Origin of the sequence: Limibacter armeniacum (assembly GCF_036880985.1) — a bacterium.
GTDB classification, from domain to species: domain Bacteria; phylum Bacteroidota; class Bacteroidia; order Cytophagales; family Flammeovirgaceae; genus Limibacter; species Limibacter armeniacum.
This window is the reverse complement of record NZ_JBAJNO010000009.1, coordinates 1,817,012-1,830,185: the sequence shown is the minus strand read 5'-3', so window position 1 is coordinate 1,830,185 and position 13,174 is coordinate 1,817,012. Positions and strand designations below refer to the sequence as shown.

The 13,174-nt window shown below is 38.7% G+C and carries 15 protein-coding genes; 8 read left to right on the top strand and 7 right to left on the bottom strand.

Going from position 1 to position 13,174, the window contains the following annotated elements:
• Positions 1 to 2: 2 nt before the first annotated feature.
• Complete coding sequence (locus V6R21_RS25470; RefSeq protein ID WP_334246345.1) at positions 3 to 323, top strand: 5-methylcytosine restriction system specificity protein McrC; 321 nt, start codon at positions 3 to 5, stop codon at positions 321 to 323.
• 164 nt (positions 324 to 487) lie between these two features.
• Here V6R21_RS25470 and V6R21_RS25465 read toward each other — a convergent pair whose 3' ends face one another.
• Positions 488 to 784, bottom strand: coding sequence for a hypothetical protein (locus V6R21_RS25465; RefSeq protein WP_334246344.1), 297 nt, complete (start codon positions 782 to 784; stop codon positions 488 to 490).
• A 546-nt stretch (positions 785 to 1,330) separates the two neighbouring features.
• Here V6R21_RS25465 and V6R21_RS25460 point away from each other — a divergent pair.
• The 6 genes from V6R21_RS25460 to V6R21_RS25435 all read left to right on the top strand — a co-directional run bounded on the left by V6R21_RS25460 (position 1,331) and on the right by V6R21_RS25435 (position 6,156).
• A complete protein-coding gene (locus tag V6R21_RS25460; protein WP_334246343.1) occupies positions 1,331 to 1,879 on the top strand; it encodes a tyrosine-protein phosphatase in 549 nt (182 codons plus the stop codon).
• Positions 1,880 to 1,999: 120 nt separating this feature from the next.
• On the top strand, positions 2,000 to 2,791 hold the full coding sequence (locus V6R21_RS25455) for a HipA family kinase (RefSeq protein ID WP_334246342.1): 792 nt from the start codon (positions 2,000 to 2,002) through the stop codon (positions 2,789 to 2,791).
• Positions 2,769 to 3,152, top strand: coding sequence for a DUF3037 domain-containing protein (locus V6R21_RS25450; protein ID WP_334246341.1), 384 nt, complete (start codon positions 2,769 to 2,771; stop codon positions 3,150 to 3,152). Before V6R21_RS25455 ends, V6R21_RS25450 begins: the two co-directional genes overlap by 23 nt.
• A gap of 201 nt (positions 3,153 to 3,353) precedes the next feature.
• Positions 3,354 to 3,896, top strand: coding sequence for a heme NO-binding domain-containing protein (locus V6R21_RS25445; protein ID WP_334246340.1), 543 nt, complete (start codon positions 3,354 to 3,356; stop codon positions 3,894 to 3,896).
• Between the two features lie 35 nt (positions 3,897 to 3,931).
• Positions 3,932 to 5,317 (top strand): ATP-binding protein, encoded by a 1,386-nt coding sequence (locus tag V6R21_RS25440; protein WP_334246339.1) that lies wholly within the window; start codon positions 3,932 to 3,934, stop codon positions 5,315 to 5,317.
• A gap of 50 nt (positions 5,318 to 5,367) precedes the next feature.
• Positions 5,368 to 6,156 carry a DUF3050 domain-containing protein gene (locus V6R21_RS25435; protein ID WP_334246338.1) on the top strand — a complete coding sequence of 263 codons (789 nt, stop codon included), beginning with the start codon at positions 5,368 to 5,370 and terminating at the stop codon, positions 6,154 to 6,156.
• A gap of 88 nt (positions 6,157 to 6,244) precedes the next feature.
• On the opposite strand, the gene V6R21_RS25430 is transcribed toward V6R21_RS25435, so the two are convergent.
• The 6 genes from V6R21_RS25430 to V6R21_RS25405 all read right to left on the bottom strand — a co-directional run bounded on the left by V6R21_RS25430 (position 6,245) and on the right by V6R21_RS25405 (position 11,376).
• Positions 6,245 to 7,861, bottom strand: a complete 1,617-nt coding sequence (locus tag V6R21_RS25430) for a hypothetical protein (protein ID WP_334246337.1) — start codon at positions 7,859 to 7,861, stop codon at positions 6,245 to 6,247.
• 11 nt (positions 7,862 to 7,872) lie between these two features.
• On the bottom strand, positions 7,873 to 8,631 hold the full coding sequence (locus tag V6R21_RS25425) for a hypothetical protein (RefSeq protein ID WP_334246336.1): 759 nt from the start codon (positions 8,629 to 8,631) through the stop codon (positions 7,873 to 7,875).
• 52 nt (positions 8,632 to 8,683) lie between these two features.
• Complete coding sequence (locus tag V6R21_RS25420) at positions 8,684 to 9,820, bottom strand: hypothetical protein (RefSeq protein ID WP_334246335.1); 1,137 nt, start codon at positions 9,818 to 9,820, stop codon at positions 8,684 to 8,686.
• Between the two features lie 273 nt (positions 9,821 to 10,093).
• A complete protein-coding gene (locus V6R21_RS25415; protein WP_334246334.1) occupies positions 10,094 to 10,348 on the bottom strand; it encodes a DUF6952 family protein in 255 nt (84 codons plus the stop codon).
• A complete protein-coding gene (locus V6R21_RS25410; protein WP_334246333.1) occupies positions 10,329 to 10,643 on the bottom strand; it encodes a thioredoxin family protein in 315 nt (104 codons plus the stop codon). The genes V6R21_RS25415 and V6R21_RS25410 overlap by 20 nt, the downstream gene beginning before the upstream one ends.
• A gap of 94 nt (positions 10,644 to 10,737) precedes the next feature.
• Positions 10,738 to 11,376, bottom strand: coding sequence for a peroxiredoxin (locus V6R21_RS25405; RefSeq protein WP_334246332.1), 639 nt, complete (start codon positions 11,374 to 11,376; stop codon positions 10,738 to 10,740).
• 530 nt (positions 11,377 to 11,906) lie between these two features.
• Here V6R21_RS25405 and V6R21_RS25400 point away from each other — a divergent pair.
• On the top strand, positions 11,907 to 13,109 hold the full coding sequence (locus V6R21_RS25400) for a sensor histidine kinase (protein ID WP_334246331.1): 1,203 nt from the start codon (positions 11,907 to 11,909) through the stop codon (positions 13,107 to 13,109).
• Positions 13,110 to 13,174: the final 65 nt, after the last annotated feature.

Genomic DNA, 13,174 nt, shown 5'->3' with positions numbered 1-13,174 from the left:
TTGTGCGTCCAGATATTGTATTAACGTTTTTAGATGGACAAGAGAAAGTTGTTTTGGATACTAAGTGGAAAATTCCCCAGAGTGGACAACCCACAGACGATGATTTAAAGCAGATGTATGTATACCATCGTTATTGGGATGCGAAAAAGACCTACTTACTTTATCCTAGAGCGTACAAACAGCAGGTAAAAAAGAAAGGTTGCTATCATGATAATGATATGGGATTTGAATGCTATATGTATTATTTGGATGTCATTGATGGTGAAAGGTTGAATAATAATTTGGGAGAATTTATAAAAGAATTTTCCGGAGCAGAGATTTAAAGTGACATAATGTGAGCTATAGGTTCACCCCTAAGTATAAAACTAGTACGTCATTATAACCAGATATTCCTGAATGTATCGCTTCTACAGAGCTGTTTACTTTATTTGCTCCGTTAGGAGCGACATCTTTTATAGTCAGTTATATAGCCCATCAAAGCTTGGGTTTATAGAGAGTGAAGGTGTTGGTTATTAGGGTAGTATTTAATCATGTTGTCGGATGTGGCGGCGGCAAGCGCTGCTTCTACTGACGGCCGCTTGTCTTGAAGTTCAGCTAGTAGAGCCATATCTTTTTGATATTGCTCCTTGTTAGCAATTTTCCTTTTTTCATAGTTGGTAACAGTATCTGTGTATTCATAATACCAGGTTTGTAGCTGAGTCAGACTATCACTCAGGTCAGTATCTATTTGAAACTCCGTTCCAAATGTACTGTCAGGAAAAATGGGTTTTAATAATTCGATCATAATGTCTTTCGAATTTTAATTGAGATCAGGTTGGATAACATTGTGAATATACACACTGCTATTTTTTGAATGGTTACTTGCTGTTTATAATTTCTTACAGGTGTATGCTTTTCAGTTTTATTTTAGGTCGTATGTTTTTGGGGGTTGGTGATCTAAAAGAATAAGGTATCTTTGCATCCCTTTTATAAAATTGTCAACATACTAAGGTGAATAGGTTTTGTATTTTAAATGAAAATGGAAAAGTTATTCACATGATTGTGAGTGATAATTTAGTTTTCAGTCAAGTATCTAAAATCTTTATTCATAATTCAACTGGATATTCACATTTTGGTGGATAACTATGGGGGTTTTATCTTTTCTTCAATGATTGACAAACTTCATTGTTGATAAGTGATTGATTATATCTCGATTTCTAAGAATATTACTAACATCGGGTGTGAATTGTGGATAACAATTTTTTATTCACAAAGACAAGATAATTTGGGTTGATAAGTGATAAGTAGTTGGACAGAGATACAACTGAAAAACTTTAAAAGCTAAAAACATATGGGACTGAATTACACAGACGGATGTGTTAACTTCAGAGACTTTGGAGCATATATCAACCTGATTCTTGGAAAGGATTTATTACCTGAAGGAAAGTTTTATAGGGGTGGGAGTATTGATCATATTGATCAGCATGCAGAGATTGAACACGTAAAATCGATTGTCAATTTGCGCAATAGAATGGACTACCAACCTTTTGAGGTAAACTATTACCATTTCCCGATGCAGAATAAGGTAGAAAAGTATGATACAAGCCAAAAAGAAGTCAGAAAGTGGCTAAACATAATCATGCAATTATTTGAGGATCAGTCTTTACAATACCCAGTGCTTATTCATTGTCTTTCGGGTAAGGACCGGACTGGAATTGTGGTCTGCGCACTGCTGATGATAATGGGGGTACAAGTAGATGCTATCGAGGAAGAGTATTTGTTGAGTGAGGGAGAAGTGAAGTTATCATGGATAAGACAGGCTATGGAAGGAATGTGGGATATGGAGAATTACTTTAGCCGTGTCGATCTGGATAAAGTTAGGAAAAACCTTCTTGGATGATGCAAGAGCTAGAGTAGTAAGCCCAAAACTATCGATACCATATTATTGTTATTATGCTTGTTGGCTGAGAAAGTCGTAGTGGTATAAATAGAGTGTTATCTGAAATTGAGATAAAAGTAAATGAGTAAACCTGAGATACGAACAGTAGATGTGACACGGTATGTACAGCCACTGAGAGAAGGTGGTTCGTTACCCGCTATTGTAGAAGCGGATGATGAGTTTTTGTATGTACTGAAATTCCGAGGGGCAGGGCAAGGGAAAAAGGCACTGATTGCGGAGTTGATTGGAGGTGAGTTGGCAAGAGCCATTGGTCTGAAAGTACCGGAACTGGTATTTATGAATTTGGATGATTCGTTCAGTAGAATGGAGCCAGATGAAGAGATTCAGGACTTACTGAAATTTAGTGTAGGGCTAAATTTAGGTTTGCATTATTTGTCAGGTGCCATAACCTATGACCCCTTGGTATCGGTGGCTGATCCACTGTCGGCATCGAAGGTAGTTTTGCTTGATAGCTTGATCAGTAATGTGGATCGCACGCCCCGCAATACCAATATGCTCAATTGGAAGAATGAGCTTTGGCTGATAGACCATGGGGCTAGCCTGTATTTTCACCATGCATGGAACAGCTGGGAAGACCATGCTCAGCGTACCTTTCCAAAGGTGAAAGATCACGTGATGTTAGAAAGAGCAACTATGTTGGAGCAGGCTGCTGAAGAGATTAAGGCAAGTCTCAATCCTGAAGTTATCCGTAATATTGTGGAAGTGATTCCGGATGATTTCCTGATACAGGAGGGGGATGATAAGACACCGGATGAGAAAAGGGAGGTTTACAGAAAAGTATTGGAAACCAAGTTGTCCAATCTTGATTTACTAACAAAAGAAGCGACTGATGCAAGAAAAGCAATTGTATGAATATGCCTTCATTCGCTTTGTTCCTAAAGTAGAGCGAGGGGAGTTTATCAACGTAGGAGTTATTATATACTGTAAGTTCAAGAAATATATAGGAGTCAAATACCACATTGACGAAAAGCGTTTGGAAGCTTTTTCTGATCGTACTGATGCAGGTGTTCTGGAAGCGTACCTGAAAACATGGGAACTGATCTGTAATGGTGGTAAGGATGGCGGTAATATTGCTCAATTGGATATGCCAAGCAGGTTCCGTTGGTTGACAGCTACAAGGAGTACAATTATCCAAAGTTCGGAAGTGCATACAGGACTTTGTACAGAACCTGAAGCAGTCTTGGAAAAGCTTTTTGAAGAATATGTCCTTTAGAGTTAAATAGGTCAATAATATAATAGAGACGTCATATTGGCGTCTTTTTTTATTGCTGGAAGTACTCAAACATTTTTTGGAAACCTTACGGATGTAATAAAAGTGGGTTATGTGGAATAAATAAATGTTAATAATAGGCTATACTGTATTATGTAACCCAATTATCATTTAACCTAATCCCATAACTTAATACACATCGAGATGAAAGGAATCGTCTTTACACAACTGCTGGAAATGGTAGAGGAACAGTTTGGCTACGATATAGCAGATAAAGTAATACTGGATAGTGAACTTCCCAATGATGGCATCTATACCGCTGTTGGTACTTACCCACATGAAGAACTGATGACGATTCTGGAGCGTCTTCAGGAAAGAACGGATATCAGTATTCCCCAACTAATGTATGAATATGGCAAGCACCTTTTTGGTGTATTTACGTCTATGTACAGTCATTTTATAAAGGATGTAGACGATTTATTTGAGTTTCTACAGCAAATTGATGGGCATATACATAAAGAAGTGTTGAAGCTCTATCCAGATGCGGAGCTTCCCAAGTTCCGTTATGAGTTGACAGATGAAGGAAATACCCTGTTGATGTATTATTCTTCACAACGAAAAATGGCAGATTTCGCTGAAGGCTTGCTGATGGGAGCGATTACCTATTTTGGTGAAAAAGTTATGGTAAACCGTGAAAATCTTGATGATGGAACCAATGTAAAGTTTGTCATTCAGAAGCAGCAATAAAGTCATTAGGGTATCAAAAACTGTCATATTTAGCGATGATCAATAATAATCAGTGTACTGAAAATATCAATGCAATCAAGAGGATATTGCAGCGGGAAAGGATTGCCCGAAAGAAGGCCGAGGAGGTGATTGAGGAAAAGTCGATGGAGTTATATAACCTGAATCAGGAACTTATAACAGCCAACCATTCACTGGAAGAGAAAGTCAAGGCCAGGACCTTGGAGTTGCAACAGACGTTGAGTGATCTTCAAAACCTGAATCAGGAACTGACTTTAGCCAAAGAAAAAGCAGAACAAGCTAACAAGGCTAAAGATAATTTTTTGGCTACCATGAGCCATGAGATCCGGACTCCCCTGAATGCTGTAATTGGTATTTCTTACAGGTTGCTTCAGGACGATCCGAAAACGGAACAATTGCCTAACCTTGAAACACTCCGATTCTCCTCCGAAAACTTGCTTTCCCTTATCAATGATATTCTTGATTACAATAAGATGGAAGCGAATAAGCTGGATTTGGAGGAAATCCCATTCAACATTCAGTCCCAAGCGCAGAAGGTAAAAGATGCATGGGGAATCAAGGCAAAGGAAAAGGGAATCCGTTTGAAATGCCTGATTGATTCTGAAGCAGACAAGATGGTATTGGGTGACCCTACCCGTTTGTCACAGGTACTCAATAACCTTATAGGTAATGCCCTTAAGTTTACAGAAGAGGGGAACATTACTTTGGCTGTGAATGTGACAGACGAAGACAAAAGCCATCTTTTTGTAGAGTTTGAGGTGAAGGACACTGGTATTGGGATACCTCAAAGTAAGCTGGATAGTATCTTTGACCGTTTTACCCAAGCAGATAATAGTACTTCAAGAAAGTACGGAGGATCGGGTTTGGGGTTGACGATCAGTAATAAAATACTGAAGCTCTATGGTTCAAAATTAAAAGTAGAGAGCGAAGCAGATAAAGGTACCACTTTCTCATTTATTATTGCTTTCCAAAAAGCTGCTTTAGAAGAAAGACAGCAAGAGTTTGCCTCAAAAGATGTCCCATTGGAAGGAAAGAGTGTATTGGTAGTAGAAGATAACAACGTCAACCAGCAGTTGGTAGAGTGGTTCCTGAATGAATGGGGCTGTAAGATAGACTTTGCTGATACTGGAAAAATGGCATTGGAAAAAGTGCATGAAAACCAGTATGATTTTATTCTGATGGATTTGCAAATGCCGGGTATGGATGGCTTCGAAACCACAGAAGCTGTACGCAAATCTTCCAATAAAAATATAGAAACGCCAATACTGGCTTTAACGGCAACTGCTATGATGGGTGGTGTCAGAAGTCAGATTTATGATGCAGGTATGAACGGGATTGTAAGTAAGCCATTTAAGCCGGATGAATTGTTGACAGTCATACAAAAGGCATTATCATCTATTTAAAAAAATATTTGAATACCATATTAAACTTATTATTAAGTAAATAGCAAAAAATGAGTCAATTAGATCATATAGAGAATGAGCTTGCAGAATTGAGAAGCGAGCTTAGGTATCATGCCTTGTATGACCGTCTGAAGAGTATAGAGGATATTCAGATTTTTACTGAAAATCATGTCTTTGCTGTTTGGGACTTTATGTCTTTGTTGAAATCCCTGCAAATTATTTTGACCAACCTTTCAGTGCCTTGGACACCCAACCGGAGTTCTACCTTGGCCAGGTTTATCAATGAAATTGTTTGTGGAGAGGAAACGGATATCAATGAAAAGGGAGAGCCTAAGAGTCATTATGAAATGTACTTGGATGCAATGGTCCAAATCGAAGCTGATACAGATAAAGTGGTTGCATTTGTAGAGGCTGTCAGTGAGGGTGCGGAGGTACAGGAGCTGGCAGCTCAGATGGAGCTGGATCAGGTAGTGCAAGAATTTATGGGTTTTACATTTGATATTATCCAAACCCGGGAACCGCATCTGATCGCTTCAGCTTTTACTTATGGGAGGGAAGATGTTATTCCAGATATGTTTATCAAGGTTTTAAAGAACCATGAAAATAGCCAACAGACCTGTAATAAGCTCAAATATTACCTTGATAGGCATATTGAGCTTGACGGAGATGAACATGGGCCACTTTCATTACGTATGGTTGCCGAGTTATGTGGAACCGATGATAAGAAATGGAGAGAGGCTTTACATGTAGCCAAAGAAGCGCTACAACTAAGAATAAGACTGTGGGACAGAATCACTGAGCTGATTGATCAAAAAAACAGTGTCAGGATGTCTTACTAAGGAGTTATTTATACTTTAGATCTGAGCAAAATGAAACGGTTACCCTTTTAGAGTAACCGTTTTTTGATTTATAGCATAAAAAGTACTTTTAGAAGCAAACGTCTTCTGCATACTCTTCAGGGATTTCCACTTGTTGGGTAATCTCAGAACTACTGACTGTATATGTGAAGCTTCTGTAACCTGCATATCTTCCTGCAACATAGACATAAACGAAGAACTGGTAGTCTTGACCAATTTCAAGTTTATCCGTTGTTAGCTTTCCGTCTTCCATATTACCTAAAAACTGGTAGTACCCACAATCAGTACTTTTAAAGTAGATATTGGCATTTGGGTAAAGAAGGACATTTGGATCATTAGGACATACAGCTGATAAGTCAAAAGAGACAAGATCTTGTTGTGCGAGTCCTGTGTCTGTTACAGTAAAAGAAAGTGTCTGAGACTGACAAGCATTAAAAGATGCTGAAACAGCAACAGGCGTTACATTGTCTGTATTGCAAAAAGAGTAGTTTCTATACAGCTCAACCTTGATTGGGAATGCTGAAGGAGCATTGTAGAATGACAATACCTCATTGTTGGCGATATAGAGATACTTTTGCTTTTGATACCTTCCTGTAGTGGCGTTGTAGAAACGGGCAAGGTACTTTCCTGCTGTAAACTGTTCATCAATCTGGATGGTAATGTCAGCAGGAGGACAAGCATTAAATACCCAATCGAGGTTATAATAAGAAAGGTGAGTGATACTCAATTTGGCGTATAACTTTCCACCTTCTTCATAGACGGTAGTGCTTCCTTCATCTGCCCATTCTGTTTCACCTTCACTCAAACTCCACAGCGGGATTGTATCTCCTGCTTTTATAGCGGCAAAATTGTTGTCAGGGTTGGGGGTGCCTGCTGGAATTTCCATTACCACCGTAATTGGTGCTGAGAAAGTCTTTACTAGCTGAGAGCCGCTACTAATCTCAAGTGCAAACAGTCCTGCTGTTTCGAATTCAAATTCTCCACTCTGGTTTTGCAATGCGATATTGCTAAGCCCTCCAGGGAATGCCTCAAGTGATGAGGTACTTGTCGGTGAGAAGTAAGTAAGCTGAGCATGCAGTGCTCCAGAGACAGGGTTTCCGTTACTGTCTTTCATGATAGTACCTGAAGGGATGGTCACTTGAGCACTTCCCAAATTATCAGTGGTAGCACTGAAAGATATTTCCGTAGAGGTAGCGCCTGTTGAGGAGGTGTTGAAACTGCTTGCTGTTGTACCAACTCCCTGTGGAGTAGTAGTTAGGTTGACCATTTTGATGACAGGACTTTGTTGTCCACTTCCAACGACCTTAATATTTTGCGAAGCAGAAAGGTAGCCATCAGCTTTTGCTGTAACTGTAAAGTTTCTTTCAAGGGGAGTTTCATTTTCTCCTTGTGACATAACGAAAAGAGATAACATCCCTGATTCATTAACTGTAAAGTTATTGTCACCACTTTCGCTTAAGACAGATGCAGCGTCAGTGCCATTTACGGTTACTTCAATATCCTGAAAAGGCAAAGTAGTTACTCCATTGGCATCCATAAACTGAACGGTCACAATATGGTCTTTGATCTCCTCATTAAGCGCCAACTGGATCTGAACCCCGTCTAAAGGGTCTTTACAGCTGTAAGTAAACAATAATCCGAATAAGCCTACGAATAGTAATGACTTTATGATTTGAGTAGTTTTCATCTTGTTTTTAGCTAAAAAAGGTTGAATGTGTAGTGTATTCTAAGAGCAAGGTTTGGATAAAGCCTGTACTGAGAGAGGTTGTCATTAAGAACAGCCTCTTGAGATACATTTGGAGACAAGTAGTTAGTAGCCTCCATATCGGTAATACTCGCTTTTCCGTGGTAGAATGCACCAACATCCAGGTTCAGGCCTAAGTTTTTCAGGAATGGGTTTAGAATAAACCAATGCTTCCTTCTTAAGGCTCTGATATTAACTAGTTCAACACTGCTGCCAATTCCCAAATAAGGCATTACCTGACTGGTATTGACTTGTACCGCGATATACCCCATTTCTTCTGGAGTCAGGGTCATTTCACCAATATTTACGTTGTTGTCATTAATACCTTTGACAGCGTAGTTATTGATAAGGTTGTAGTTAATACCAGCAGTTGCTTTCAGTGACAGCGGAGCGTGTCGAGAGCTTTTGTGGAAGTAGTAATGTCCAAACACACCGGCAGATAAGGTTTCTGCCTCGACCTGTGCTAGGATATTGTACTTCAAAACATCTTTGTCTTTTTGAAGGCTGATGTTGAGATAATTGACGTTTGCGCTGATGGCAAAATTGTTTCTTAAGGATTTTTCAACCTCAATACCGATACCTTGACTTCCTATTTTTATTCCGGTATGAAGCTGTTTTCTGGTTCTCATTTGTGCATGAGACTCAAGTCCTGACAAAAGCAGAACCGCAAAACTTCCTAACATTAGGAGTTTTGTTACAAAGTGAGTTCGCATTTCTTTTAGTCGTTTTTAGCTATGTTGTTAGTCAGTAAGGAATACTTTCGAACTAGTCAAGCAGTACCCTGTCAGCTCTTTGGATATTATCATCCAGCACTCCATCTTGGTAAGTAACTACCACAAACTGTCCATCTTTCAGCATCAGGCCATAAGTATGCTGTTTGCTAGAGATAGATAGTAGGTTATCTACAACAGCTAGGCTATAGCTTTTCGAAAGCTGTAAAGTAACCAAGTGCATATTTTGATGATAGATTCCCAATAAGTCTTCAGAGACAGGTTTCATGTAAAGTTTGTTATCTGCAAAAAAGCTGGGAAGTGAAGCTTTGTCACGAAGTTGAACTCTATTGGTATCCGTTTCAAACTTGAAAAGGTCAAAGCCATCAAAAAAGTAATCGCCTCGTTTCTTATGCGTAAGGATCATCCATGATCCAAAATCCACATCCTCATTGTAGGAAAACTTTCTCACTTTCTTTTTTTGGCGAACAGATTCCAGTACAATCGTATTCTCTTCTTCTTGTTTTACCTCAGAAGCAATGGCTTTGAATTCAAGAAGCTGAAGCATTTCTGTAAGGGATAGGTCTTCGGCAGTACCAAGAGGTTTAAGGTCAATAGTTGCAGGAATTTGGTCATATTCTTTTTGCGGCTCTCTGTCATGGCTAGAGCTGCCTGAATAATACCTTTTATTATCCTGAACATCATTGATTTCTTCAGTGTTTGGATTGCTTTGAGAAGTCTTGTTTGAAGCTGTTTCCTCTTCTTTCTTTTCTGTTGTAGCAGCTAAAGCTTCCTCTGGAGTATAGGGATTTGTAGAAACTTTATTTCCATTAATTTCATCTCTTTTAGCCATTACTTCCGTTCTTCTCTCCATGTATTTAGGTTGGCAGAAAAGAATATCAGACTTTTTGACACTGCTGACGGGGACCCCGTCTTTAAACACTCGGATAAACTTGATGTCATCAACTTGGTTGTAACCGATAATTCGACCAGTACTGTTAAGGTCAAATTTCTCCTTTTCACCATTGAGTTTAACAACTTCCAGTTCAAATCCTGCCAGCTTTTCAGTTTGGTCGATCATTATGTTGTATTGATCAGCCTCTTGCTGAATAAGCAGTACTCCTTTCCAAGGATCACCATCGGACGGGGGTGAAAAAAATGGGAATAAAAATAGTAATAATAGAAACCTCATAAGTAATAGGGTATTATATAGAGTAATCACACAATTGCCTACTTCACATAACTTTAAAAAAATGTGAAAATTGCACAGAAGTTAATTGGTTTAGTACAAACCAATATGAAAATAAAATTTAATCAAAATATCCCTTGATGGAAATAAACTAAATGAGGAAGGAGAATAAGGTGCTTTAGGTGTGTTTAAGGGTTGATAGAGAGTGTTTTATAATGAAAAAGCAGAGAGGTAATACCTTACTTCTCTGCTTTTAAAGGAAATGCCTTTTATATATTAACTTATTGATCCCACTACTCTTTTCATAAAGTCATTGAGGGCTTCTTTTTCTGATTTTCCTTGTTTGACCAGTTCACGCACTTCCAGTGCGCCATACATATTGGAGATCAGTTCACCGATTACATCGAGTTCTTCGTCTTTCAGGTTTTCATTTTCTGCAAGGTTCTCCAACACTTCCAATGCCTCGATCACATAATCCTGATCGTGCTCCTTGATAAACTCGTGTACGTGCTTAATTACTGGTAGTCTCATCGATAAAAGTTTTTAGGGATTCTGCTTTGTTTGTCTGTACTTGGTTGATTAGTGCTCCATTTTTGAAAGCCGCAAAGGTAGGCAGGTTATTTACGTCAGCCAGTTTACGCGACTCAGGGAACTTTTCAGCATCAACCACAACAAATTTAGCATTAGGAGTTTCACCTGCAAACCTTTTGAACTTAGGTTTCATGATACGGCAGTTTCCACACCATCCTGCGGAGAATTGAACCAATACAGTTTCATTATTATTGATTACTTCAGCCAGGTTATCTTCTTTCAGTTCTTCAAACATGTCGATGTTATTTTAAGGAGTTTAAGTCTGTTTTGTTTTCATAAAGTCTACTACCGATAGATTACCGGCAGCAGACTGATGGGAAGTTTATTGATTAGTGCGAGCTCAGGTAGTCAGCAACACCGGAGCGATCTGCTTTCATTGCATCTTTTCCTTCTTCCCAGTTGGCAGGGCATACTTCGCCATGCTGCTGTACGTGTGCATATGCATCAATCATACGCAAGAATTCACTAACATTTCTGCCTAGTGGCATATGGTTAACACCTTCGTGGAATACAACACCTTCCTCGTCAATCAGGTAAGTAGCACGGTAAGTTACGTTGTCTCCTACTTTCAGGTCAATATCCAATTCTTCGTTTCTTACAGTTTGCTGAGCATCCAGAATACCCAATACTGATGAAAGGTTACGGTTGCTGTCAGCCAGAATATTATATGTTACGCCTTCGATACCACCTTGATCTTTTGCTGTGTTCAACCAAGCGAAGTGAACTTCTGCAGTGTCACATGAAGCACCGATTACGATTGTATTTCTTTTATCAAATTCAGGTAGTGCTTCTTGGAAAGCGTGTAGCTCTGTTGGACAAACAAAAGTGAAGTCTTTTGGATACCAGAAAAGCAATACTTTTTTCTTATTCTTTACAGCTTCTTCCAGAACGTTTAGTTCAATAGTGTCACCTAATTCGTTCATTGCTGGTACTGTAATATTCGGGAATTTTCTGCCTGTATATGTCATAATTATAATGTAGTTATAAGTGTTTCGCGATTGATTACATGACAAAAGTAGGGAGGATTGTTGGTTAGAGAAAATTGATATTATTTATCTCTGTATAAGATTTTGTCTATAATGTGGGTTTGGAGATTGTTTGGGCCTATATGAGAGAGCATAGAGAAAAAGAATGACCATTTAGGACTTATTGAAATTGAAACCCCGATAGTCTTTCTTGGCATCAGGGTTTTAGTACCAAGGTAAAATTACTACTCTTTGAGTTGATGTCTGCAGCATCTAAAAAACAAAGAAGCGTAATCCCATTTACTATTGGTCATATGGTGAAAAAAATAACAATGTATAGTAAAGAAAGAAAGGGCTTTAGGTTTGATCAACGACTAACAATGTATAATATAAGGCGAATAACATTTCTAATAAAGACAAAAACTGACTTGTAGTATTGTTGTATATTAATGTTATTTGTTGAATAATGACATGTCATTAGAGGCTTATCCACGGTATTAAAATGCTTACAGATAAAATGTAAGCTTAGAAATATGATTATTCCAGACAAACCTTACAACGAGACTGATAGATTGGCAGCGCTCTTTTCGTATTCCATTCTCGATACATTACCAGAGCCTGATTATGATAATCTGACTTCTATTGCTGCTCAAATATGTGGTACTCCGATTTCATTAATTACACTGATTGACCAGAATAGGCAGTGGTTCAAATCTCATCATGGGCTGGCTGTTACAGAAACACCTCGAGATTTTGCCTTTTGTGCACACGCTATTCATGATCCAGATAACATATTAATCGTCAATGATGCCAGAGAAGACAAGCGCTTTCATGATAACCCATTGGTGACGGGAGAGCCTCATGTTATTTTCTATGCAGGAGTTCCCCTTGTTAATGAGGAAGGAGCGACGCTTGGTACTTTGTGTGTTATTGATGATACTCCCAAAGAGTTGACACTTGGTCAGATTGATGCTTTGAAGGCACTTTCAAAGCAGGTAATCAGCTTATTGGAACTTAGAAGAAAAAAGGTAGTACTTGAAAAAGAGCTGGAAGAAAAAACACAACGTGTAAAGGTGTTGGAGCAGTTTGCTTTTGAAGCAGCACATGACCTTAAATCGCCACTCAATAATATTTCTAACCTGACTAAGTTTTTGCTGAAGGATTTTGGGCAAGAGCTTCCTCCCGCAGGGCAGCAATTAATAGAGCTTATTAGTGTGTCTTCTGAGAAGTTAAAGGGACTCATAAATGGATTGTTGACCTATAGCAAAGCGGAGGCATTGCAAAAAGAAAAAAAGTCTGCCGTAAGCCTCACAACATTTTTGGAAGAGATCAAGAGTGTTTACTCGATGGATAAGAAAGCCAATATTCGTCTAAATACAGATATGACAGAGATTATCACTAACAGGTTTGCTTTTGAACAGATTATCAGAAATCTGGTATCAAATGCCATCCGATATAATGATAAGGAAGTAGTGGAGGTAGAGATAGGGGTATTTGGCAATGAAAAGTACTATGAGTGCTATGTTCAGGATAATGGGTTAGGGATTCCTAAGGTTTATCATAAAAAGATTTTCAGGGCTTTTGAAATTCTGGAGCGGAAAGACCGATATGGGCAATATGGACACGGAATCGGTTTAGCCATTGTAGAAAAAGCAATTAACTCATTGGGTGGGGCTATTGGTGTGAGTTCTGAAAAAGGAAAAGGAACGAGGTTTACTTTTACACTTGAGCGATAATATTTTAAAGGCATACATACTATTTCATAGACAAATAAGCACTTTTCGTCCTTGACGGGGTTTCA